At 52.2% G+C, this 24,279-nt stretch carries 18 protein-coding genes; 13 read left to right on the top strand and 5 right to left on the bottom strand.

Annotated elements, in window-relative coordinates:
* Positions 1-4: 4 nt before the first annotated feature.
* From BUB30_RS09975 to BUB30_RS09945, 7 genes are all read left to right on the top strand, one after another.
* Positions 5-2,626: a family 20 glycosylhydrolase gene (locus tag BUB30_RS09975; protein ID WP_073133247.1), complete on the top strand. Its 2,622-nt coding sequence runs from the start codon at positions 5-7 to the stop codon at positions 2,624-2,626.
* A 426-nt stretch (positions 2,627-3,052) separates the two neighbouring features.
* The gene (locus BUB30_RS09970) at positions 3,053-6,451 is read left to right on the top strand and encodes a SusC/RagA family TonB-linked outer membrane protein (RefSeq protein ID WP_084138002.1); all 3,399 of its coding nucleotides are present in this window, start codon (positions 3,053-3,055) and stop codon (positions 6,449-6,451) included.
* 20 nt (positions 6,452-6,471) lie between these two features.
* Entirely contained in the window at positions 6,472-8,118 is a 1,647-nt protein-coding gene (locus tag BUB30_RS09965; RefSeq protein WP_073133243.1) for a SusD/RagB family nutrient-binding outer membrane lipoprotein, read from the top strand.
* Between the two features lie 174 nt (positions 8,119-8,292).
* Complete coding sequence (locus BUB30_RS09960) at positions 8,293-9,651, top strand: PhoPQ-activated pathogenicity-related family protein (RefSeq protein ID WP_073133241.1); 1,359 nt, start codon at positions 8,293-8,295, stop codon at positions 9,649-9,651.
* Positions 9,652-9,657: 6 nt separating this feature from the next.
* On the top strand, positions 9,658-10,500 hold the full coding sequence (locus tag BUB30_RS09955) for a glycerophosphodiester phosphodiesterase family protein (RefSeq protein ID WP_073135034.1): 843 nt from the start codon (positions 9,658-9,660) through the stop codon (positions 10,498-10,500).
* Between the two features lie 10 nt (positions 10,501-10,510).
* Positions 10,511-11,350, top strand: a complete 840-nt coding sequence (locus BUB30_RS09950; protein ID WP_073133239.1) for a glycerophosphodiester phosphodiesterase — start codon at positions 10,511-10,513, stop codon at positions 11,348-11,350.
* Positions 11,347-12,705, top strand: coding sequence for a sialidase family protein (locus tag BUB30_RS09945; RefSeq protein WP_084138000.1), 1,359 nt, complete (start codon positions 11,347-11,349; stop codon positions 12,703-12,705). Before BUB30_RS09950 ends, BUB30_RS09945 begins: the two co-directional genes overlap by 4 nt.
* A gap of 84 nt (positions 12,706-12,789) precedes the next feature.
* On the opposite strand, the gene BUB30_RS09940 is transcribed toward BUB30_RS09945, so the two are convergent.
* The 5 genes from BUB30_RS09940 to BUB30_RS09920 form a co-directional block, all read right to left on the bottom strand.
* The gene (locus BUB30_RS09940; protein WP_073133237.1) at positions 12,790-13,962 is read right to left on the bottom strand and encodes an AraC family transcriptional regulator; all 1,173 of its coding nucleotides are present in this window, start codon (positions 13,960-13,962) and stop codon (positions 12,790-12,792) included.
* A 510-nt stretch (positions 13,963-14,472) separates the two neighbouring features.
* The gene (locus BUB30_RS09935; protein WP_073133234.1) at positions 14,473-14,742 is read right to left on the bottom strand and encodes a hypothetical protein; all 270 of its coding nucleotides are present in this window, start codon (positions 14,740-14,742) and stop codon (positions 14,473-14,475) included.
* Positions 14,743-14,865: 123 nt separating this feature from the next.
* Complete coding sequence (locus BUB30_RS09930; protein ID WP_073133231.1) at positions 14,866-15,618, bottom strand: SDR family oxidoreductase; 753 nt, start codon at positions 15,616-15,618, stop codon at positions 14,866-14,868.
* A 142-nt stretch (positions 15,619-15,760) separates the two neighbouring features.
* Complete coding sequence (locus tag BUB30_RS09925) at positions 15,761-16,501, bottom strand: SDR family oxidoreductase (RefSeq protein WP_073133229.1); 741 nt, start codon at positions 16,499-16,501, stop codon at positions 15,761-15,763.
* A gap of 85 nt (positions 16,502-16,586) precedes the next feature.
* On the bottom strand, positions 16,587-17,519 hold the full coding sequence (locus BUB30_RS09920) for a helix-turn-helix domain-containing protein (protein ID WP_073133226.1): 933 nt from the start codon (positions 17,517-17,519) through the stop codon (positions 16,587-16,589).
* Positions 17,520-17,713: 194 nt separating this feature from the next.
* On the opposite strand from BUB30_RS09920, the gene BUB30_RS09915 reads away from it, so the two are divergent.
* The 6 genes from BUB30_RS09915 to BUB30_RS09890 all read left to right on the top strand — a co-directional run bounded on the left by BUB30_RS09915 (position 17,714) and on the right by BUB30_RS09890 (position 24,269).
* Entirely contained in the window at positions 17,714-18,400 is a 687-nt protein-coding gene (locus BUB30_RS09915) for a FadR/GntR family transcriptional regulator (protein WP_221408687.1), read from the top strand.
* A gap of 28 nt (positions 18,401-18,428) precedes the next feature.
* Complete coding sequence (locus BUB30_RS09910) at positions 18,429-19,646, top strand: MFS transporter (RefSeq protein WP_073133224.1); 1,218 nt, start codon at positions 18,429-18,431, stop codon at positions 19,644-19,646.
* A 175-nt stretch (positions 19,647-19,821) separates the two neighbouring features.
* Positions 19,822-20,676 (top strand): helix-turn-helix domain-containing protein, encoded by an 855-nt coding sequence (locus BUB30_RS09905; RefSeq protein WP_084138107.1) that lies wholly within the window; start codon positions 19,822-19,824, stop codon positions 20,674-20,676.
* Between the two features lie 164 nt (positions 20,677-20,840).
* The gene (locus tag BUB30_RS09900) at positions 20,841-21,380 is read left to right on the top strand and encodes a carboxymuconolactone decarboxylase family protein (protein WP_073133221.1); all 540 of its coding nucleotides are present in this window, start codon (positions 20,841-20,843) and stop codon (positions 21,378-21,380) included.
* A gap of 8 nt (positions 21,381-21,388) precedes the next feature.
* Positions 21,389-22,405 (top strand): zinc-dependent alcohol dehydrogenase family protein, encoded by a 1,017-nt coding sequence (locus tag BUB30_RS09895; protein ID WP_073133218.1) that lies wholly within the window; start codon positions 21,389-21,391, stop codon positions 22,403-22,405.
* Between the two features lie 199 nt (positions 22,406-22,604).
* Entirely contained in the window at positions 22,605-24,269 is a 1,665-nt protein-coding gene (locus BUB30_RS09890; protein ID WP_073133216.1) for an AMP-binding protein, read from the top strand.
* Positions 24,270-24,279: the final 10 nt, after the last annotated feature.

The following is a 24,279-nucleotide window of genomic DNA, read 5'->3' as shown; positions in this document are numbered from 1 at the left end:
TTGTATGAACGCTACAAAGAGACACCACCTCATTTGCCTTGTCTTTCTCCTGCTGACGGGCATGGCCTGTCAGCAAAAAAAGAACCCGCTGGAAACCGCCGGCAAGATCGCCGTGCGATGGGAGTTGGTCACCAATTTCACCGATGAGAAGGACGTGTTCGATGCCCGCTTCCAACTGACCAATCACAGTGATCTGGAATTGGATGACAAAAATTGGGCGCTCTTTTTCAACCTGGCACCCCGGCGAATCCTCGAGAACAAGACCGAACAGTTCGCGCGCCTTCATCACATCAATGGCGACTGGTATGCGCTACGGCCAGACAAAGGCTTCACGCTGCTGCCGGGAAAGTCGGTAGATATTTCTTACCGCGGCGTGGAAGCAGTGATCAAGGAAACCGACCGCCCCCTGGGTTTATATTTTGTTTTTTATGATGACGAGGGCAAGGAAAAGAAAATTGTGAACGTCGTCGAATACACCTGGAAGCCTTTTGTCAGTCCGGACCAGGTTAACCGAAATGAAAAAGATGAGGAGCCAATCCCTACGGCAGCGCTGGCATACCAGAACAGCCTTGACTTAACGGATATTTCTCCAAGCGCCGTTACCCCCATTGTGCCTTCGCCGGTTTCGTTGGTGATGGATAAAGATTCCGTCGAGATGGATCATACATGGAGTATTTATTTCGAGAAGGGTTTGGCTGGAGAGTCGGCTTACCTGGCTGCGGCCTTGAAAGAGGCCACAGGACTGGATCTAAAAATACTGCCAGACCCTCCGCAGGGGAAAGCCATCCGACTCCGGCAAGCGCCGCTCACCGTGAACGGCGTCACGCATGAAGCTTACACGTTAAACATCGCCGGCAACGGCATTGATATTTCAGGAAGCGATGCCGCCGGCGTATTCTATGGCATTCAGAGTTTGCGCGCATGCATACCGTTAAAATCCTATGCAAACAAATCTGGTACGTTACGGTTGCCGAACCTGCGTGTGAAGGATGCCCCACGCTTTGCATTCCGGGGGTTGCACCTGGACGTGAGCCGGAATTTCCAGACCAAGGAAACCATCTTGCGGACCCTTGATCTTTTATCGTTCTACAAGATCAACCGCTTTCTTTTCTATACCACAGAGGACGAAGGATGGCGCCTGGAAATTAAAGACCTGCCCGAGTTGACCGAAGTGGGTGCACAACGACAACATACATCAGGCAAAGAAGCGCCGGCGCTGCACCCGGCCTATGGTTCGGGCCCTTTTTCAAAAGAGGAAGGTCGCTATGGGCATGGCTACTATTCACGGGAAGATTTTATCGGGATATTGAAATACGCCACGGCGCGTCACATCAAGGTCATTCCGGAGGTGAACTTTCCGGGTCATGCGCGGGCGGCCATCAAAGCCATGGAAGCGCGCTATGAGCGATTGATGGGGGAGGGCAAGGAAGTTGAAGCGAATGAATTCCGTCTCATCGATCCCGACGACCGATCGGTTTACGAATCGGCGCAAGGCTACCGGGACAATGTGGTGTGCGTGGCGCGCGAATCGGTCTTTCATTTTTATGAGAAAGTGACCGACGAAATTGCTGCGCTCTACAAGGAAGCAGGGTTGACCTTGGATGAGTTTCACACAGGCGGTGACGAAGTGCCCGAAGGCGCGTGGACAAAATCGCCCATGGCCCTGGAATTGATGCGCCTGCACCCCGAAATAAAGGATCCCAAAAATCTGCAAACCTATTTCCTGAGCGAGTTGGTGAAGCGGCTAAAGTCGCGGAACCTTCAACTCGATGGATGGGAGGAAGTGGCGCTGGCGAAAAAGGGCGATGGGAAATACGAACCCAACGCCGAGTTTGTCGACGCCAATGTAGTGCCCTTTATCTGGAACAACATTTTCGACTATCCCGACCTGGGCTATCGATTGGCCAACGCGGGCTACAAGGTGGTGTTGTGTAACGTGTCCAACTTCTATTTTGATTTGGCCTATAGCAAAGATCCCCAGGAGCCCGGTCTGTATTGGGCCGGATTTGTCGATACCCGGCACAGCTGGACCTTTGCCCCTTACGATATGTTCAAGACGACGAAGAAAAATTCATTGGGTCAAAAACTCGACCTGGAAGCGGTGAACGTATATGAAAAGAACAAGATCATCGTAGAACATCTGAAACCTCAAGCCCGCAAAAATATCCTCGGCCTGGAAGCCCAGGTGTGGTGCGAAACCGTGAAGGGCCGCGACATGCTGGAATACTACATGCTTCCCAAACTGGTGGGCTTTGCCGAAAGCGCCTGGGCAGCCGAACGCCCGTGGGAAACCGTAGCCGACAAAACGCAACGCGAAAAGCTGATCCGCGACGGATGGAATGTTTTTGCCAACCGCCTGGGCAAACGGGAACTGCCGCGTCTTCATTATTTGAATAGCGGCTACAACTATCGCGTTCCACCGCCGGGTGCCATCATTGACAATGGTGAGTTGAGGGCAAACGTAGAATATCCCGGACTGACCATACATTATACGACAGACGGAACCGAACCCACCCTAGCCTCACCCCACTACACAAAACCTGTTGTTGTAAAGGGGCCGGTGGCCTTGAAAAGCTTTGATGACGCTGGTAAAGCCAGTCACCGGGTGAACGTGTCGCTTGAATGATGAGATTTTGTACCTCCCTCGCCACATCCCGCCATCGCCTTTCCGGGCGCAGTGGCCTGATAGATCAACATCCGATTGAATGAACCGTTGGAGGCTGCTTTCAGCCCATCGCTGCACGGGACGAAGGAGCATTTTGCGTAATCGTTGAGGCTATTGTAAAGATTTGAAAATCATTATATTAAGAGCGTATTAAATATCGCACTCTTGCGCAAACCCCACCTCGGTTGACGCAAAATGCGAGCACACTGCACACAATTAATGACCAGCTTTAGATAAGCATCCTGCAGTTGCCGGAATTGGAGCAGAAAGGGAGGGTTGCCAAAACGGAAGATCAGTTGAAAAAAATTGCCCTTTTTTCAATGCCAACAAGAACAATACGATCTCGAAACGCAAAAACTAACTCTGAATATTAACCCCCATCTCCCCATGAATGAGAAATTTTACAGTCTACAGAAAAAATGCAGGAGCTACCTATTCTCCTGTTGCATGATGCTGCTGGCCGGCAGTGCCTTCGCCAGCGCACCCGTTGACGTGACGGTGACTGGCAAAGTCACTTCTGCCGACGATGGAAGCTCGCTCCCCGGCGTGAACATTTACCTGAAAGGAACGCAGGTGGGTACGATCACCGATGCGGATGGAAAATATTCCATCACCGCCTCCGACAACAACGCGGTGATCGTGTTTTCCTACATCGGCTATACCACCCAGGAAGTATCGATCGGCGATCGAACCACCATCGACGTCGTGTTGCAACCCAACACCGAGTCGCTCGATGAAGTGGTGGTGACGGCATTGGGTATCAAACGCGATGAACGCTCCCTGGGCTACTCGGTGGGTCGCGTGAATGGGAACGATCTGAACCGCATTCCGCAGGAAAACGTGCTCAACAGTTTGGCGGGCCGTGTTCCCGGCGTGACCATTTCTTCTACGGGCGGTCCTGGCTCGTCGGTGAACATGGTGATCCGTGGTGCCAAATCGCTCACCAACAACCAACCGTTGTTTGTCGTGGACGGCGTGCCACTGAACAACTCAATCCAAAACGTGAGCGCTATCGGTTCGGATAACCGCGTCGATTATGGCAACGCCATTGCCGACTTGAACCCCGACAACATCGAATCGGTCTCCGTGTTGAAAGGTGGTGCCGCCGCAGCGTTGTATGGTTCGCGCGCAGGAAACGGTGTGGTCATGATCACGACGAAGACGGGCGCGAAGGCCAAGAAACTAACGGTGAACGTTTCCACCAACAATACCTTCGATGTCCCTTACAAGTTCCTGGACTTCCACGATAAATATGCCGTGGGTGTGCGGCCCTATACGCCGGATGCCAATCCGTCGGGAACACTCACGATCGATGAAGGAACCGTGGCCGGTGTCGGTCCGCGACTCGACCAGGGCTACAAGGCCATTCAATGGAACAGCCCTGTGGACGCCGATGGAAACAAGATCCCAACCTTGCTGACCTCGCATCCAAACAACGTGAAGAATTTTGTGCGCACGGGCATCACTTCTACGAACACGGTGTCGGTGTCCAACAGCAGCGACCTGCTCACGTATCGCTTGTCCTACACCAACATGAGCAACCGCGGCATCGTGCCCAACTCGGATTTGTTTAGAAATACGCTGGACTTCAATACGGCGGTAAAGATCTCAAACAAAGTTCGCTTCAGCACCAACATCGACTTCACCCGGAGCAATTCCAACAACCGGCCCGCCGGGAACCGGGGGACCAATCCGATCCAATGGGCCTATTATGTTTCACCTCACATCGACATTCGCGACATGAAGAATTATTGGGTGAAAGGAAAAGAAGGTTTGCAACAACTCACTCAAGACGATGGTGCAGGAGAATACAACAACCCTTACTTTTTAGCGAACGAAGTGAACAACAGTTTTGTGCGCGACCGTGTTTACGGAAACGTGAAACTCGACTGGGAGATCACGAAGGACATCACGGTGTTTGGTCGTTATTCACTCGACACCTATAAAGAGCAACGTGAAACGAAGATCGCCAACAGCTACACCGGCGAACCGCGTGGCGCGTATGGTATCATCGACCTGGATCGCCTGGAACGCAACGCCGATTTCCTGGCGACTTATAAAAAAGACATCGGCCAGTTTCATCTCAGCGTGTCGGCAGGGGGTAATGCCATGCATCAAGACTACGGCGGCGTGTCCAATGCGAGCAAAGCAGGTACGGGCTTGGTCATACCGGGTTTGTACACTATTCAGAATATCGCTACAGACAATCTTGAGTATAGTAGCAATCGCAATAAGAAATCCATCTATAGTGTCTATGGTACCTCCACGCTCGGATACAAGGATATGATTTATTTGGATGTGACGGCGCGTAACGACTGGTCGAGCACCCTCCCGCCGGAAAGCCGCTCGTATTTTTATCCCTCTGCGTCTTTAAGTGCGTTGGTGAACGAGATGGTTCACATTTCCGACGAACTCAGCATGTTGAAGGTTCGGGCTGCAATTTCAAAGGTGGGTAACGATACTAATCCTTATCAACTGTATAACATACTGGATCCCTATACGGCGTGGAATGGCATCCCCCGGAGTGGTAAATCACCGAACCTACTGACTTCAAACTTGAAGCCTGAGATGCTCACCACGTCTGAATTTGGCCTGGAAGCCGGCCTTTTCAACAACCGACTACGCTTTGAGGGAACTTATTACAAAATGGACAGCCGCAACCAGATCTTCCCGACTGCGTTGGCGCCGTCCAGTGGATTTGAAACACGCAAGGTCAATTCAGGCCTTTTGGTCAGCAAAGGGATTGAGTTAAGCGTTGGTGCTACTGTTGTGGAGAATGGCAATTGGCGATGGGATGTCAACCTGAACTATAGCCGTAATCGCACCAAGCTGATGGAGCTGTCGGGTGGTGATAAATTTTACACTTTCTGGACGGACGGAAAAGGTGGGTCTTGGACGTATGTAGGTGAAACGATCGGCGACCTCTACGATTCAAAACTGGTAACTGTAGAAGACAAAAATTCGCCTTACTATGGCTACCCGTTGCTGGATGACGAAGGATCGTGGCAGAGTGTGAGTGCCGGCGACACCAAGAACAAGATTGGAAACTACAACCCAGACTTTTTGATGGGTATGCAATCGACGTTGTCGTACAAGGCGTTCACGCTAAACCTTTCGTTCGATTGGCGCCAAGGCGGTCAGTTCATTTCGCAAACCTATCGCTACGCCGAATCGGATCTTAAAACACAGCGCTGGCTCGACCAACTGATCAACCCGGGCAGCATGACAGGCGATGCGCTGCGCGACTATCTGGTGGCCAATGCTGACAAATACATCACCAATGGTTTTCACATCGTGGGCGGACCCGGCCCGGAATATGGTGGACATCCCCTGGGTGACCTTGGAGATAATGTGACTCTTAACGATGGCGTGTTCAATCCTGGCGTCATCGCGCAATACGATGCGAATGGAAACATCACGGGCTACACGGAGAACCTCGGTGGCCCAGACACCAAATACATTCCCTTTTCCGACAACTATCCTTGGGGCTTTATGAAACCCGCCACTTTCGATGCATCATTCATCAAACTGCGCGAAATATCCCTGGGATATCAATTGCCAAAGACTTTTGTAAATGCACTTGGACTTCAAAATGCCAGCTTCTCGCTGTATGCACGCAACCTAATGCTGTGGACCAAAGCCAAGATCGGCGTGGATCCGGAGCTGGCCTTTCAGCCGGAGGGAAATCAACAGGGAAATAACTCGCCGTTCAAGCAAGGCATCGAGCGCTACAACGTGAACCCCTGGACCGTTTCCACAGGATTTAAATTGAGTCTCACATTTTAAGGCATAACCACGAACGTATTATGAAAACAAGATTGATAGCATGCCTGGTTGTATTCGCACTCTTTTCCTGCGAAGATTTGACCGAAGTAAATAAGAACCCCAACGGTATCGAGGCCACCGACGTGAACCCCGACCTGATCCTGCCCACGGTGCTCACGGAAGGTGCCAAAGCTTATACCAACCTCGGCTTTGGCGACATCGCCGGTGTGATGCAACATACGCAGTACGACGCATGGGCCGACAGTCACAACGACTACAACTGGTACGATCAGAGCTGGTCGACCTATTATGGCGTGCTCAGAAACAACAAGCTGGTCTATGACCGTGGTGTGGAGCTGGAATCGAAATTTCACCAAGGCGTGGCATTGACGATGAAGTCGTTCATGTTTGGATTGATCACCGACCTGTGGGGCGACGCACCCTACTCGGCAGCGCTGAACGGCGAAACACCGGGCATCGAAAATTCACAAGCTAAGTTTGACAATCAGGAAGATATCTACAAAGGCATCATCGCCGACCTGAAAACGGCCAACCAACTCCTGGCCGACTTCGACGCTGCGAACCCCGGCTACAAAAATGACGTCGACGTGTACTTCGACGGCAATGCCTTAGCTTGGCGCAAGATGGCCAACTCCCTCATGTTGCGCTACTACCTGCGCATCTCCTCCAAGCTGCCGTCCGATGCTAAGACAGGCATTGATCAGATCGTTAGTGATCCTGCTCAATTTCCCATCATCACAGACCCTGGCGACGATGCAGTCATGGATTATGCGGGACACAATGCTGATGATTCGTGGCCTTCCAACTCGGTCTATGATGCCAGTGGCAGCAACTTCCGCCGGATAAAAATGTGCGCCACCTTCGTGGATAAGCTTCAATCCCTGAACGATCCCCGGCTTGACCTCTGGGCAAAGAAGGTCGAGATCCCGCTTTTTATCGATGACACGATGCTCCCTGGAGGAGACGAGATCATTGACGGAGTGCGTCACCTGGCGCCTGATGTAGTAGAAGATGTGATCATCGATACCGATCCCGACTATGTGGGCATACCTCCAAGTTTCTCGGCATTGCCTTCTGCCTACAACATGAACCCCACGCCAGGTCAACTGTCATACAATCCGCATGTGTCTTTCCTGAGCGATATGTACCAGGAAGCAAATGGCGACTTGTTAAAGGCTCGCCTGATCTCCGCCGCCGAAGTGCACTTCATTTTGGCCGAAGCCGCCCTGATGGATGGCGACAAAGACGAGGCCGCCGACCGCTACAATGCCGCGATTGCTGCGTCCCTCCAAACGTGGGGACTGGCCGATGCCTACGACGACTACATTGCACAACCTGCGGTGGAGTTCGATAAAACTGCGTCGCTCGAGAAATTGCAACAATTGATCATCGAACAAAAATGGATCGCCAGTTGGACCGTAGCCACCGAGTCATGGTTCGACTACCGCCGCACGGGCTTTCCCGATCTGGCAACCGGCATTTCCGCCAAGCGTGATAAAATGCCCCTACGTTTCTACTACATGCAAGCCGAGATCCGACTCAACGCCGACAACACGTCGAGCGCCATCGACAGGCTCGAAGTCACCGGCTTCTCTCAAGCCGACGGCAAGAATAGCGCATGGTCCAAACCTTGGCTAATTCAGGGCACCGGTAAACCCTGGAACTAAATAGCACCTGTAATTTTGAAAATAGCGGAGGAGCCATCTCCGCTATTTTTCTTTTACCTCTTTCGCGGGCTTCGCCCGCCGAAGCTTAGCGAAGGCGGGCAGCAGCCTCAACAAACAAAGTAGGACCACAATCCAAATCATCCTTAAAATTCAACCCATCAAAATCATCGTTTCATGAAACACCTCCTCCCCAACACCCTCCTCACACTCCTCCTGTTTTGCATGGGCACAAACGCCTTGCAAGCCCAACTCACACCTTCCACAGCCCTGCAAGGCTACCTGAACAATGGCGACAAAACCTACCGCTGGGAAGTAAAAGATACCTACACACTAGGCGATGTAAAAACGTATAGCCTTCTCCTGGTCTCCCAACAATGGCACGAATTTGTCTGGAGTCATCAGCTTACGATCCTGGTGCCGGCAGAGAACAAATACGATGGCGCGCTCCTCTTCATCACTGGTGGAAGCAACAACAAAGGTTTGCCCAACATGAAAGGCCGCGACGATGGCTTCAATAAATCGATGGCCGACATCGCCACCAAGAACAAGGCCATCGTGGCCGTGTTGCGTCAGACACCCAACCAACCCCTCTTCAACGACCTCGAAGAAGATGCGCTGATCTCTTTCACGCTCCACAATTTTAAAGAAGACGGCGACTATTCCTGGCCGCTGCTTTTCCCCATGGTGAAGAGCGCCGTCAGGGCGATGGACGCCGTGCAGGAGTTTTCTAAAACTACCTTGCAACATGACGTGAATCGTTTTTTGGTGTCGGGTGCTTCGAAGCGTGGCTGGACCACGTGGCTCACGGGTGCCAGCGATCCGCGGGTGGCCGCCATGGCGCCGATGGTGATCGATGTGCTCAACATGCCGGTCAACCTCGACTACCAGATCAAAATGTGGAAGGCCTATAGCGAGCAGATCGAAGACTATGTGAAGCTGGGCATTCCACAAACGGCGCGTTCCGAAAAGGGCGAGGCCATCAACACCATGGTCGATCCATATTCCTACCGCAAGAAACTGACCATGCCCAAGATGCTCTTCATGGGAACGAACGACGAGTACTGGACCGTAGACGCCATCAAGCACTACATCGACAGCATCCCAGGCCAGAACTTTGTGCACTACGTTCCCAACGTGGGGCATGACCTTGGCGACAAGAAACAAGCCCTCACCGCCTTGAGCGCCTTTTTTGGAGAGACCCTGATGCATACACCCTACCCGTTGTGCACACCCACGTTAACGTATTCCAAGAAAGGCATCACCCTCAGCGTGAAAGCAACCCCCGATCAATTGATCGACGCCATCCTGTGGACCACCGAATCGCCCGACACGGATTTTCGCAACGACAAGTGGACGGGCAAAAGCCTGATGCTGAAAAAGAAGACACCTGTGATCACGTCAACCCAACCCTTCCCACCGTCGGGCTACAGGGCATTCTATCTGGATCTGAAATACAAAGACCCCAACGGCGGAGAATACACAGAAAGCACCCGCATGTATGTGGCCGACAACGATGAAGTGTTTGTAAAATAGGTGATCATGCAAAAACGTTTCGCGCTTTTCTTTTTTTTCCTTTGGATCTGTGGAGCAGGCTATGCGCAGCAAAATGCGGACGCCATTCGCCATACCCTGCTCGATCCGTCGGGTAGTGTATTGGTAGCGGCCCACCGTGCAGAACATCACCGCTACCCGGAAAATTCGTTAAAGGCCATTCAGGCCGCCATCGACCTGGGGGTCGATATTGTGGAGATAGATGTAAAGGTTTCCAAGGACGGTGTCCCCTTTCTCATGCACGACAAAACCGTAGACCGCACGACGAACGGAAAGGGAGATCCCGAGGCCATGACCTGGAGCGAGCTGCAACAACTTTTCCTGGTGGATAAAGGAAAGCGAACGTCATTAAAAATTCCGTCACTCGAAGAGGCGTTGAACGTGGCGTCGGGAAAAATATTGGTGGACCTGGACCTTAAAACCGATCGCATCGACAACGTCCTCCGGATCGTTCGCAAAACGGAAACCAAGGACATCGTTTTCTTTTTCGACAGTGACTACACATTGCTCTCTGCCATTCGCGCCGCCGACACCAATTTCATGATCATGCCACGGGCCTATCGCTACACGCAAGCCGACTCGGCCATCGCGTTGTTCGATCCGCCGGTGGTTCATATCGACGACTCGTTCTACACACCGGATTGTATTCAAATGATCAAAGGCAGCTATGCCCGCGCCTGGATCAACGCGCTCGGTGAGCCGGATGAAGAGATCCGGAATGGAAAAGAAAAACATGCGTTGAAGAAATTGTTGAAGCATGGGGCCAGCATCATTCAAACGGACGAACCTCAGAAAGTGATCCAGGCTTTGAAAGCGGGCGGCTGGCGTTAAGGGTAGCATAATGACGGTCATAAAAAAAATAAGCTGGTGGAGACTTGGGGTGATCGCCGTTGCAGGCACGATGCTGCTTTCTTTCACGATGAGAACAAAATCAGAAAACCACCTTCTTCTGGTTTCGGCGCACCGGGGTGCATCGCGTCAAGCACCCGAAAACACATTGGCCGCGTTCCGGCTGGCCATGGAGATGAAAGCTGATTTTATCGAAGTCGACGTCCGCACAACTTCCGACGGCACACAGGTTTGCCTCCACGACTGTTCACTGAAACGGACAACAGGCATCGATAAGTCCGTGAAAGACGTGGCGATCGGCGAGCTTCAAAAACTCTCGGCCGGCCAATGGTTTGATAGAAAATTCGAAAACGAAAAAGTGCCGGTCTTGGATGAGGTATGCGCCCTCGTCGTCCAAAATAACAAGGTGTCGTCTCACTATTGCCGGCTCTATGTGGATTGCAAAGACATTGTCGCGGGCACGGTGGTGAAGACCCTCCGCCGCTATGCGTTGTTGAATTCTGCTGTTTTCTATGGCGACGAAGCGACGTTGATAAAGATCCGCCAGGAGTATGCTGCTGCCCGTCTCATGCCATCGTATCCGGGTGCTGACAAAGTGCGCGCGACAACGCAGTCGCTCAAGCCCTATGCTTTCGATGTGGCCTGGCGTGAGATAACGCCGGACCTGGTGACTCAATGTCATGCCGCCGGCATTCGCGTGTTCACCGATCTGCTGGGTGAACACGATACCTTGCCCAACTATGAGAAAGCCATTGACCTGAACGTCGATCTCATACAAACCGACGACGTGGCGGCGGTGCGTGAGGCGATGTCGCAAAAACGAAAACAATGATGATGACGTATCTGAAGAAAGCGACCCTGCCGTTCCTTATTTTGTTGGTGAGCAACGGTTGTCAGCCCCCAAGTGAAAAGCCCCCCGGACAATCGTTGCGAACCAACCTCATTTTTCCATTGCAGGACGAACACGTCCATGGATCGACGCTCGTGGAGCTGCCCAATGGCGATTTGTTGTCGGCATGGTTTCAAGGGTCGGGCGAACGATGGGCCGACGATGTGCGGATCATGGGTTCGCGATTGATTAAAGGAGACACCGCATGGTCAACACCTTTCGTGATGGCGGATGCACCCGGTTTTCCCGACATCAATCCCATCCTGTTCATGGACAAGCAGCAACGGCTTTGGCTGATGTGGTACACCGTGCTGGCCAACCAATGGGAAACGTCGTTGTTAATGTATGCGCGAAGCGAAAACTATGCTCAACCCGGCGTACCCGAATGGAAAACACAAAATATTTTGTTGGTAAAGGCCGGCGATAAAACCGAACGCGGCATCCAACCCAACGATAAGTTCGTGGTGCAAGTAGGTGACCAGTTGCGTCAATACGAAGACTACATGAAATCCACGTTACTGCCGCAGGCTCCCGATAGTCTCAAGCATGTAATGATGGCCGATTGGAAGGCTTATCGCTATAAAATGGACAGTCTCTCAAAGGGCCGCAACATGCTGCGCAACGGCCGGATCACCGACGATGCACACGACACCCCGGCAGAACTGGGGTATCCGCTCACGCGCAGGCTCGGCTGGCAAACCAAGAACAAAGCTGTTTATGTCGGCAACCGCCTGATCCTCCCGCTGTATAGCGACGGATTCGACGGGTCTCTTTTTGCGATCTCTGATGACGATGGAGAGCATTGGCAATTCAGCAACCCCGTGTTAGGCGGCGCCGGCATTCAACCCACGGTCGCTATAAAAAAGGACAGCACGCTGGCGGCCTACCTTCGCGACAACGGCCCGCCACCCCAACGCATGCAACGTACGACTTCAGACGACAGAGGCATGACCTGGAGCATCGCCAAAGACGATATACTTCCCAACCCCGGTGCCGGCTTCGACATGGTGACACTTCCCGATGGCGAATGGCTCATGGTGTTCAACGACACCGAAGCAGGGCGCTTCAATCTTTCCGTTGCCATCTCCGATGATGAAGGCAAAACCTGGCGCTGGAAACGCAGTCTCGAAAATGACACCCGCACCAAAGACGCCACGTCAAGCCACTACCCTTCGGTGATCGCGGGCGCTGATGGCACCATACAGGTGGTGTACAGTTATCATCGCGACGATGTCAAGCCGGGAAAGACGATCAAGTATGCTTCCTTTCCGGTGGGCTGGGTTAAAGAGAAACCATAACACTTTAAAGCGATCCGGGTTGGATCAGGTTGGTGTAGCCCGGAATGATCGGGGTTTGGGTGACTTTTGTGCGCAGGGTGAGGATTACACGGGCTGCTTGGTCACCATATACTTTTTGCGATACTCGACGGGTGTCAATCCTTTTATCTGTTTGAATTGCCGGGCGATGTTTTTGCTATCCGTAAGCCCGAGATCGAGTGCAATCTCGAAGATGGTCATGTCGGTCTCCAATAATTTCTGGGTGAATTTTTCGATGCGTTGGTTGTAGATGTATTCGTAGACGGGGTAACCGGTGGTTTGCATAAACCGTTTCTCCAGCGAACGACGGGAGAGGGGAACCTCGCGCAGCACCTGGTCTACTTTCAGATTTTTGTCCAGGTTTTCGTGAATGTATTTCAGCGCGTTCACGATGTATTTATCCTTGCTGGCAAAGATGTCGGTGGATTGCCGGGTGATCACGTGCGTGGCCTTCACCACGATGTCGCGGGCGGTGCAGGTTTTTTGGGCGATCATTTTCTCCATGAGCCGCGCGGCTTCATAGCCACATTTTTCGGCATCGAGGTTGATGCTGGAGAGGGGAGGATCGGAGAGGTTGCACAGCATTTCGTCGTTGTCCACCCCGAGCACGGCCACTTCGTCGGGCATGCGGATGTTGGCGTGACTTGCCGCTTCGGTGATGTGATGTCCCTGGTTGTCGTCGCACGTCATCAGGGCAACGGGCTTGGGCAGCGACTGGAGCCAGCGGCTGAGTTCGGAGGGTTTATAGTACCAAAGGTCGCGGCTCCGCTGTTCTTTGTGTTCATAGTAGTGCACGGTATAGCCCGCTTCTCTCACGCGCTCTTCAAAACCTTCGGCCCGTTCGCGCGACCATACAATGTTGTTGAATCCGTAGAAAGCAAAATTTTTGAATCCTTTTTTGAGGAAGTATTCCGCGCCTAGCCGCCCCGTGTCATGATAGGCGCCGGTGATGTTGGGAATGCTGGTGAACCGTTCTTTGAAGTCCTGGGCAATGACCGGGATCTTTGCTGCGGTGAATTTATTCACTTCCTCATCGTTATAGAATTGCCCGATGATGCCATCGGCGCCCCATTCATGAACCCACTCCAGGATGCCGTCGATGCCGATGGTCTCGCGGTAGTACGGGGGCATCCGGCAAAACGTCCAGGGGCCGTGATCTTTCGAGTACCGCGTAATGCCACGCAACAGGTTCTTATAATATTCTTCGGAAAAATCACTGAGTAAAATAATTCTGATCATAACCGTATCCTTAGCGTGAATGCACAATCTTTTTTCTACGTATTACTGAATAACCCCCGGGCTGGGCAACGCGAGGGCAAGTCCCTCTAAACTCGGAATTTTCCACATCACTTCCTTGTAAAACGTGCGAACGTTTTTTAGAAATAAATTCAATCGTCACCAATCATGGCTGGCATCGGCTGGATGTTCACTGAAGGAATTTGCCATCGATGCCGCGCGAGACTACCTATTCCCTCGTGCAGACAACAATGGTCGAGAGAACTTTTTGAAGAGTCTTCCCTGTATAGTTAAAAGCAAACTTTGATTTAACCGTCCTGTTCCTTCCTGCTCCCGTCTTGGTTATGGTTGATGTCGCGAAGAACGACATTTGAGCATTTGTAGTTTTACGATGGTGTGAAGTATGTGTTATAAAATAAATGGGATGGATCCAGCAAAGAAGAGGAAGACTTTCTGATGCGTTAATGATCGTTTCCGGACAAAGATGAGTCAGGCAAAATGCGCCAATATATTTCAATCGATGGATCCGCCGCACCCGGTTATTTTGATCTGCTCGCGATGGATCAGGCATCCCAACTCACGCGTATACCGGTCGAGTTCATCAAGGCAGGTTCTGAAGTCGACGATCGCCTGCTCGTGTTCATGTTCTTTCAGGAGGTCAAGCCGGATCAGCTCGAGCAGTCCCAGCATGGTGGCGATGGGTCTTCGAAACCGGTGCGATATCGAGAAGGCCAGGTGATTCAAAGCTTTTTGATAATCTTCATTTTGAGAGGGGTTCAACATACGTTGGCGCCAAAGCGCTTTTTAAATGTTCGGCATGGAAAGAAATATTAAAAATGAATGACATGATAATAACCCGACGTGCATCACACGATCGGGTCAAAATGCCGGGGCGATCCCCAGCCGCTAGTTGGTAGCGCCTCCGTTGACCAAAAGGTGCTGGCCGTTCACAAACGAGGAAAGGTCACTGGCAAAGAACTCCGCCACATTGGCGACATCCTCCACTTCGGCAAGCCTTCCCATCGGGCAACTGTCCAGCAATTGTTTGCGCAACGCCGGATAACTATCGGCCTCCGCGAAAATTCCCGAATGATCCACCGCAAAAGGAATGATCGAGTTCACCGTCACCCCCCGGTGTCCGATCTCTTTGGACAAAATGTCCACCAGGTATCGAGGTGTGGTTTTGCTTCCACCATAGACAGCCATGCCGGGAACAGGAAAAGAGGTCGTGCTGGAAGCGATGTAAATGATGCGCCCATTGTCCTCAATGTTACGCGCCGCTTGTTGCAGCGTGAAATACGAACCCTTGGTGTTGATCGAAAAAACGCGATCAAACTGAGCCTCCGTAAACTCCGTCACCGGCGTCTCCACCAACTCGATCCCCGCATTGGCCACCACAATATCGACCCTACCAAAAGCTTTCTTAGCCTCAGCAAAGAGTCGCTCAATGTCAGCCACTTTACTCACATCCGCCTGCACCGCGATCACCCGCGCCCCCATCGCCTTGATGTTACTCACCACCTCATCGGCCGAAGCTTTGTCCTTGGAATAATTGATCACCAAATCCGCCCCCAACGCAGCATACCGTTCAGCAATAGCTTTACCAAGCCCCCTTGCAGATCCTGTAACAATGGCGACTTTATTTTTTAAACTGTTCATAAACAAATGGATTTAAAGTTTTTAAAGTTTTCTGATTTGATTAAAAAAACTAATGACTACTAAAGATTAATACTAATTACTAATTACTGACTACTGACTACTGACTACCGACTACTGGCTCCTGGCTTCTGGCTCCTGACTATCAAGCCATCCCCCCATTAAGCCCAATATTCTGCGCCGAGATCCACTTCGCATCATCGCTCGCCAAAAAGCTCACCACCTTAGCAATATCATCCGGCTGTCCAATGCGATTGAAAGCCGACAAAGAAGCAAGCCGCGCAATGGTCTCGTCTGTTTTTCCCTTGGTGAACAACTCGGTGTTCGTGGGTCCCGGCGAAACCGAGTTCACATTAATGCCCCGGCCGCCGACCTCTTTTGCAAACACGCGCGTCAATTGTTCGACGGCCGCTTTCGTGGCCACATACGTGGAGTAGGTCGGCAACATGATACGGTTCACGGAAGTGGAGAAGTTGATGATCGTGCCATGGTCGGCCAAACGGGTGGCCGCTTCACGCAGGGTGTTGAACACGCCTCTTACATTGATGTCGAACTGGCGGGTGAAATCTTCATCGGTGGTGTCCTTCAATAATTTGGTGATCATCACGCCGGCGTTGTTCACCAGCACGTCGATCCGGCCAAAGTGCGCCAGGGCGGTGTCGAACATTTGTTTTACTTCGGCGGGCTTGCTCACGTCGGCTTGCACGGCGATGGCGTTGGTGCCTTTTGCTTTTAGTTCGGCCACCAGCGTGTCGGCACCGGCTTTGTCGCCGGCATAGTTCACGATGAGGCTGGCACCATCGGCGGCCAGTTGACGGGCAACGGCTGCGCCAATTCCTTTGGAGGCGCCGGTTACCAGGATTACTTTTTCTTGCAGGGTTCTCATACGATTTTGTGTTTTGTTGATGACACAAAGGTGGGCTACAGACCGGCCCTGGAACGTATGAGAATTACAGAATTGCTTATGAAATCTAAAGATCGGCCTTTGTCGACTCCTTGCGGTACAGGGCCGGCGTGGTGCCCGTGTTCTTTTTGAAATAGTTGCTCAGGTGGGTGGCCTCCGTGAAACCCAGTAGGTAGGCAATTTCCTTGATGGAAAGCGAAGAGTTTTGCAACAGCGATTTTGCCTCTGTAATGGTCTTCTCCATGATCCAGGTGCTCACCGTCTTCCCGGTCTTGCTTTTGATGACGTTGCTCAGGTAGTTGGGGTGCAGCCCTTGCAATGAAGCGTATTCCTGCACGCGATAGACCTTGTTGGTCTTGCCCTGTACCAACTGGCGGTAGTGCGCCTCCAGGTTTCTGCGAAAAGTTTTCACGATCTGTGAGCTGCGGTTGCCTTCATAGATGGGATTGTAGTCGCTCCAGAAATATTCCTTGATCTTCAGCAGCAGGATCACAAAAAAATTGCCGATGATCTTCTGCTTGTACTGCGACGTCCCGCGAAACGCCTCATCGATCTGCTGGTAGAGCAATTCGAATTCAGCAAAGGCCTCCGGCTCCAGCACGCGGGGTGAAACTGTTTCCGACAACAGGAAGGGGAACTCCTGGAACACATCGCGGTGCACATTTTCCTTCAGGAAGTCTTCCGTAAACGTAATCAGCGTCACGTCCTCGAGGGTGTTCCAGACAAAGGATTTGAAATGGCCTGGGTTGGTGAAGTAGATGGTGCCGGGCTGCGTTTTGAATGTGGAGTCGTCGGTGGTGTATTGACCCGTGGCGTTCTTTACAAAAAGAAAAGAGAAATAGCCAGGCCGGTAGCCCACGGAGGAGAAGGGCAATTGGGGGTGGAGCGTCTTCAGGTTGTTGATGGTGAAGTCGCCCGCCGTGGGTATGCCGTCGACGGGCAGCCCCATGGCTTTGTAGGTATCGAATAGGTTGTTGAACGAGACGATCTTTTTATCCATTTTTCCGGAGTTCCTGTAAATTTATTTAGAAATTATAGCAATTGCGATTTTTGCCCATCCTGGAGATCAAAACAGGTCATTACCATACAAGCGGTTGTTCAATCCCGTATTCCGTTCAAATTTTTTTTCAATAAACGACAACCCCTGACTGCCAGAGATCGTTTTTCAGCCATATTGCCCAATCATCAGATGATATGATGACTATGCCAGACACGCTCAGCCGAAAATCACTTTCCGACGAAGTCGCCTCCCGCCTGCAGGAGAAGATCTCCCTGGGGCAATACAAGCCCGGCGACAAGCTGCCCATCGAACCGGAGCTGATGAAGCTCTTTGGTGTGGGCCGGTCCACCATTCGCGAAGCCATCCGGATCCTGGTCAACGCCGGGTTCCTGAATGTCCGCCAGGGACTGGGAACGTTTGTGGAAAGTGCGGCGGCCAGCAACGAACCGTTCGATCAGCGGCTCAAACGCGCGCGCATCCAGGAAGTGGACGACGTGCGCGAACTGCTGGAATTAAAGATCGCGGAAAAAGCCGCCCGCAACCGAACGGAAAAAGATATTCGCACCATGGAAAAACACCTTGCCAACCGCAAGAAAGCCGCGGCCGAAGGAAGGTTGGAAGACTGTGTGGAAGCCGATATCCATTTCCACGTTTCAGTGGCCGAGGCCACCAAGAACCAGATCCTGGCGGACCTGTACCGCGTGATCTCGGTGCACCTGAAAAAAGGATTCCTTCGCCTCTATAAAGATACCGAAGCGTTCAAGGGAAGTCATTCCCTCCACGAGAAACTCTTCAAAGCCATCGTAGCGCAAAATGCCGCCCAGGCCGGCGACACCGCCGAGAAGATCATCGGCTACAAGTATGGCCACAACCCAAAATGAATTCATAATCACAGCATATTATTTCAAGATGAAAGCAGCGTCAGAGATGTCCCTCGCGGTCGAGCCGGCCGCCGTTCAGAAAACGGTTTATCCCATATTGTTCACCATCGCGTTTACGCATTTGCTCAACGACATGATGCAGTCCGTCATTCCGGCGGTGTATCCATTGATCAAAGAACAGTTTAGTCTTTCCTTCACCGAAATCGGATTGACCACGCTCACGTTTCAATTAACCGCTTCATTGCTTCAACCGGTGGTTGGATTTTATACGGACAAAAAGCCGTTGCCCATGTCGCTGGCCATTGGCATGAGCTTTACGTTGGTGGGACTTATTTTACTTTCGATGGCCAATAGTTTTGGAATGTTGCTGGTCTCGGTGGCCCTGGTGGGCATGGGGTCGTCGGTGTTTCACCCGGAATCGTCACGCGTGGCGCAGCTGGCTTCGGGTGGACGGAAAGGACTCGCGCAATCGATCTTCCAGGTGGGTGGCAATGCCGGCAGTGCACTCGGTCCTTTGCTCGCGGCGTTGATCGTCATGCCCTACGGTATGCACAGTGTGAGTTGGATCTCGGTGGCGGCTGTACTGGGCATCACGCTGTTGTGGCAGGTGGGAAAATGGTATCAGAAACATTTGTACCTGAAGAAATCGAAAGCCGTTGTCCACGACGCGCGACCGGCTTTGCCGAAAGGAAAGATCGTTGCCGCGATCGGCATTCTTTTGTTGCTGATCTTCTCCAAGTATTTCTACATGGCCAGCATGACCAGCTATTTCACATTTTTCCTCATCGATAAATTCCACATCGACGCGCAACAGTCGCAGCTGTATTTGTTTGCCTTCCTGGCTGCGGTAGCCGTGGGCACCATCGCCGGCGGCCCGCTCGGCGATCGCTTTGGCAGAAAGGTGGTCATCTGGTTTTCCATCTTAGGGGTGGCACCGTTCACGTTGTTGCTGCCGTATGTGAGTTTGTTCTGGACCGTCGTGCTCGCCGTCATTGTCGGCGCCATCATTGCGTCGGCATTCTCGGCCATACTGGTGTATGCGACCGACCTGGTACCCGGCAAAGTGGGGACCATCGCGGGTCTTTTCTTCGGCCTGGCCTTTGGCATGGGGGGACTCGGTTCCGCTGTCTTAGGCAACCTGGCCGATCATACCAGCATCGGTTTTGTTTTTAAACTTTGCGCGTTCCTGCCGCTGATCGGCATTGTCACCGGTTTGCTCCCGAATGTTGAGCACAAGAAGCTCTGACCGGGCTTTTTGGTTTGGGATGGACGGCTTTATCCCCCAGCCCAAACCAATTCGCTTTTTTGGAGACCTGAATTTTTCTTTCAATATTAGGTGAACACAGAAGGGAATGGGGGGTTAACGCCTTTCGCAACAGCTGTGCAACGTCGCCATGGAAAATCCTGCTTTTTTAGAAAACATGAACAGGTTGGTCTCTCCCACAGGGGAGCTGCTCTTCTGCCTTCACCCGGTGCACGACGAGACCATGGCGGTGCCGGGACAACACTCCCTCTATACCGTTCTCTTTCTCGAAGAAGGAGAGGGAACGTACCACGCCGATTTTGGTGTCTTTCCTTTTAAGGGGCCCATGTTGCTGTTCTCCACACCGCTGCAGGTGATCTACATGCAAGAGTGTCATGGCCTGAAGGGGACCATGATCCAATTTCACGGCGACTTCTATTGCATCGAATACCACAAAACCCAAGTAGGCTGCAATGGATTGTTGTTTAACAATATTTATATCGAGCCGTCTATCGCGCTCACAACCCCCGAAGTGAAAGGTTTCAAAAAGATCGTCACCGACATGGAGGAGGAATTTGCTGCGCAGGTTCCCGATGAAATGGTTTTGCAATCCTACCTGCAACTCTTCCTGGCCCGGTCGAGCAGCGCGAAACTCCACGCCCTTTCCGCGAGCGACCCGAAAGAAAGAGACGAACAAATGGAGCAGTTCATGCAACTGCTGGAAAAAAACTTTCTCACGCTTCACAAGCCGAACGACTACGCCAGTTTGCTGGCCATGACGCCCAACACGTTCAGCAAACGGTGTGTCCGTTATTTTAAAAAAACGCCGTCCACCCTCATCCAGGAACGCCTGATCCTGGAGGCCAAAAAGAAGCTGCACCTGACCCGGCAAAGCATCAAGGAAATCGCACATGCTTTGAATTTTGAGGACGAATCCTATTTCAGCCGCTTCTTCAAGAAGTTCACCCACGTCTCACCCCAAACCTTCCGCGACAAAACAGGGATCTCCGTGATGGCCGACGTCGCCCCGTAACGCAATCGTTTGTCAGGATTCGGCTGGTCGACCCCTGTCGAATTTGTCCGGTACTCTTCCTGTTTTGTCCATGCTATGGTGTGGACGCCCACACTACTTTTGACGTATAACTCACTGCGACGGAGAAGCAATTCATCTACGAGCGTCGCTTTCAAACCATACTTATGAAAACCATTACCGTTCCCTCAGCAGACCAGGTCAGCGATGAGTCGCGCGTGCTATTTGATCAATTGAAAAAACGCCTGGGCAAAGTGCCCAACCTGTATGCCACGATGGGCTATTCGTCCCACGCATTAAAAGGATTTCTGGATTTTGAAGCCGGCCTCAACGGCGGGCAATTTTCTGCAAAGGAAAGAGAAGCCATTGCCCTGGTTGTATCGGAAGTGAACCAATGTGCCTATTGCCTGGCATCCCACACGAGGCTGGCCATCTTGAGGGGTTTCTCAAACGCGGAGACGCTGGATGTCCGGCGGGGCCACGTGAGCGATGTGAAACTGAATGCCATCGTGCAACTGGCAAAGTCCATCGCCGAAAACAAAGGGCACGCAGACGAGCGTTCGCTGAACAACTTTTATGAACAAGGCTACACCGAAGCGGCGTTGATGGAGCTGACCGGTCTGGTGGCTGTGCGGGTGTATACGAACTATGTCTACGCACTCACAGCGATCCCCGTTGATTTTCCTGCCGCAGAATCTTTGCAATAAAAAACCATATGAAAAAACCTACGCTCACCATGCATGCCATGGTCCTTGAAAAGTACAACGAAGAACTGGAGTTCCGGGTGATGTCGCGCCCCACGCCCGGCAAAGGCCAGGTCCTGGTAAAAGTAATGGCCAGTGGTCTGAATCCACTCGATCTGAAGGTCATGGCCGGCAAGGCCGCACACGCCCGCGTTACGCTGCCGGCCATACTCGGCATCGATGGAGCCGGCATTGTTGAAGAAGTGGGAGAGGGTGTCACCGACTTCAAGCCGCTCGATGAAGTGTATGGCATGATGGGCGGCATTGGAGGACACCCGGGAACGCTCGCCGAATACGTCGTGGCCGATGCCGACCTGTTGGCGCGCAAGCCGCAAAACCTTTCCATGAAAGAAGCCGCAGCCTTGCCACTGGTTTTTATAACGGCATGGGAAGGCTTAGTGGACCGCGCAAAAGTTCGCGCCGGACAGAAGGTGCTCATTCACGGCGGTTCGGGTGGCGTAGGGCATATTGCTGTTCAGATCGCCAAAGCTTTTGGCGCCGAAGTGTTCGCGACCGGTTCTGCCAAAGGACTGAGCTACCTCGCCACGCTGAACGCCGAGGGGATCGACTACACCACGAAGACACCCGAAGAATACTTGAAACAATATACCGACTCTGAAGGATTTGATATCGTCTTCGATACCATCGGTGGTGAAACGCTGGACAACTCCTTCAAGTCTATCCGGCCTTATCACGGTCACGTGGTGAGCGCGTTGGGTTGGGGTACGCACAGCATAGCTCCCTTGTCTTTCCGGGGTGCCACGTATTCAGGTATTTTTACTTTGCTTCCTTTGCTCACCGGTAAAGGCCGGCAGCATCATGGCAAGATCCTCCAGGAAGCAACGAAACTTGTTGAGGCGGGAAAGATAAAACCATTGATACACCCCGAGAAGTTTTCGTTGGTAGATGCCAATCGTGCCTATCGTGTTATGGAGAGTCGCAAGAGTTTGGGAAAAGTGGTTGTGGGAATTCGGGAATCCATCCTGTGATTTTTTCGCAGACAAAAATTTTGCAGGTTTAGGGTGATACACGTGTGAACATCGAATTTGTTCGTGCAGAAAAGCTCTTGAAAATCTCGGATAAATTGTTATTTTCGATAGACAAGTCGTTGGCAGGAAACCGTTTTCGTTAGCCATCATCTCAAGGTATTCCGGTACACGTTTTGTCATCGAACCTAACCTGGATCCTATGACTTTCGCTTGGTACAAAAGTTATCCGGCCGGCATTCCGCATGAAATCGGTGCCGTTGAACACTACTCCATGATCGACTACTTCGATCACTACAGCCTGGTGTATACCGACGCGATCGCAGCCGACAACATGGGTGTCACCATGACCTTTACCGACGTGCATCGCCAGGCCACCTACTTTGCGGCATACCTGCAACACATCGGTCTGCGCAAAGGAGATCACATCGCCCTGCAACTGCCCAACCTATTGCAATTCCCGATTGCATACTTCGGCGCCATCAAAGCCGGATTGGTGGTGGTGCCGACGAATCCTTTATATACAGCGCGTGAAATGGAATTTCAATTCCTCGATGCGCAGGTAAAAGCCGTGGTCATACTCTCCACCGTAGGGAAAAGTCTGGAGTCTATTCTGTCACGCACGGGCATCAAACATGTGATTGTTACACGCATGGGCGACCGGCTTGGGATGATCAAGGGTACGCTCGTCGATCTCGTGGTGAAGTATGGCAAGAAGCTCGAGCCGGCCTACTCCATCGCAGGTGCCGTCCGGTTCAATGATGCTCTGAAGATCGGCAGCCGCTCGCCGTATCAAAAGCCGACTGTTCATATCAACGACCTGGTAGTGTTGCAATATACCGGTGGCACGACCGGCACGCCGAAGGGTGCGATGCTTTCGCATCGGAACCTGTTGGCGCAAGCGCGACAACTCAGGGATTGGCTTTTTCCGGCGATGAAGGGCAAGGGGGAAGATGTGGTCATCACAGCATTGCCCCTTTACCATGTCTATTCCCTCATGGTGAATTTGCTGGTCGGCTATTGTTGTGGAAGCAAAAACGTGTTGATCACCAATCCGCGCGACATTCCCGGGTTCGTGCGCGAGTTGAAAAAACATAAATTTACGGTGATCAGTGGCGTCAACTCATTGTATAATGCCTTGCTGAGTCATCCCGATTTTGCCTCCGTTGATTTTTCAGAACTGCGCATTGCGGGGGCAGGGGCCATGGCCTTGCAAGAGGTGGTTGCCAGCCGATGGAAAGAAGTGACCGGCAACACGATCATTCAAGGCTACGGACTCAGCGAAAACTCCGGCGCGCTCTGCGCCAACCCCATTACCGGCCATATAAAAAACGATTCTGTAGGGTTACCGTTGCCCAGCACCGAATTAGGCATATTCGACGAGGCGGGTCAACAGCTCCCCCAGGGCGAAACAGGAGAGATCTGCGCCCGCGGCCCCCAGCTGATGAGCGGCTATTGGAATCACGACAACGACGGCGTTTTTTTTGAAGGCAATTGGTTTAGGACGGGCGATGTGGGGGTGATGGACGAAGACGGCTACTTCCGGATCGTCGATCGCAAAAAAGACATGATCAGCGTGTCGGGCTTAAAAGTTTTTCCCAACGAAGTCGAAAATGTGATTGCGTCGCATCCTAAGGTGCTGGAAGTGGGCGTCATTGGCGTGCCCGATGCGCAATGTGGAGAAGCGGTAAAAGTATTCATCGTAAAACGCGACACCTCTCTCACCAACGACGAGATCATCGCCCATTGCCGGCAAAACCTGGCGCCCTATAAAATTCCCAAGCATGTGGCTTTCGTAACCGCCCTCCCCAAAACAGCCGTTGGCAAGATCTTGCGACGTGAACTGCGGGAAGTAGCCGTAGTTTAATTTACTAGCC

Source organism: Chryseolinea serpens, assembly GCF_900129725.1.
Taxonomy (GTDB): Bacteria; Bacteroidota; Bacteroidia; order Cytophagales; family Cyclobacteriaceae; genus Chryseolinea; species Chryseolinea serpens.
The sequence above is the reverse complement of the archived record's forward strand: the minus strand, read 5'-3'. Positions and strand labels throughout refer to the sequence as shown.

Coding starts and splice junctions, on each gene's coding strand:
- BUB30_RS09975 (WP_073133247.1), top strand. CDS start 5: ATGAACGCTACAAAGAGACACCACCTCATTTGCCTTGTCTTTCTCCTG.
- BUB30_RS09970 (WP_084138002.1), top strand. CDS start 3,053: ATGAATGAGAAATTTTACAGTCTACAGAAAAAATGCAGGAGCTACCTA.
- BUB30_RS09965 (WP_073133243.1), top strand. CDS start 6,472: ATGAAAACAAGATTGATAGCATGCCTGGTTGTATTCGCACTCTTTTCC.
- BUB30_RS09960 (WP_073133241.1), top strand. CDS start 8,293: ATGAAACACCTCCTCCCCAACACCCTCCTCACACTCCTCCTGTTTTGC.
- BUB30_RS09955 (WP_073135034.1), top strand. CDS start 9,658: ATGCAAAAACGTTTCGCGCTTTTCTTTTTTTTCCTTTGGATCTGTGGA.
- BUB30_RS09950 (WP_073133239.1), top strand. CDS start 10,511: ATGACGGTCATAAAAAAAATAAGCTGGTGGAGACTTGGGGTGATCGCC.
- BUB30_RS09945 (WP_084138000.1), top strand. CDS start 11,347: ATGATGATGACGTATCTGAAGAAAGCGACCCTGCCGTTCCTTATTTTG.
- BUB30_RS09940 (WP_073133237.1), bottom strand. CDS start 13,962: ATGATCAGAATTATTTTACTCAGTGATTTTTCCGAAGAATATTATAAG.
- BUB30_RS09935 (WP_073133234.1), bottom strand. CDS start 14,742: ATGTTGAACCCCTCTCAAAATGAAGATTATCAAAAAGCTTTGAATCAC.
- BUB30_RS09930 (WP_073133231.1), bottom strand. CDS start 15,618: ATGAACAGTTTAAAAAATAAAGTCGCCATTGTTACAGGATCTGCAAGG.
- BUB30_RS09925 (WP_073133229.1), bottom strand. CDS start 16,501: ATGAGAACCCTGCAAGAAAAAGTAATCCTGGTAACCGGCGCCTCCAAA.
- BUB30_RS09920 (WP_073133226.1), bottom strand. CDS start 17,519: ATGGATAAAAAGATCGTCTCGTTCAACAACCTATTCGATACCTACAAA.
- BUB30_RS09915 (WP_221408687.1), top strand. CDS start 17,714: ATGATGACTATGCCAGACACGCTCAGCCGAAAATCACTTTCCGACGAA.
- BUB30_RS09910 (WP_073133224.1), top strand. CDS start 18,429: ATGAAAGCAGCGTCAGAGATGTCCCTCGCGGTCGAGCCGGCCGCCGTT.
- BUB30_RS09905 (WP_084138107.1), top strand. CDS start 19,822: ATGAACAGGTTGGTCTCTCCCACAGGGGAGCTGCTCTTCTGCCTTCAC.
- BUB30_RS09900 (WP_073133221.1), top strand. CDS start 20,841: ATGAAAACCATTACCGTTCCCTCAGCAGACCAGGTCAGCGATGAGTCG.
- BUB30_RS09895 (WP_073133218.1), top strand. CDS start 21,389: ATGAAAAAACCTACGCTCACCATGCATGCCATGGTCCTTGAAAAGTAC.
- BUB30_RS09890 (WP_073133216.1), top strand. CDS start 22,605: ATGACTTTCGCTTGGTACAAAAGTTATCCGGCCGGCATTCCGCATGAA.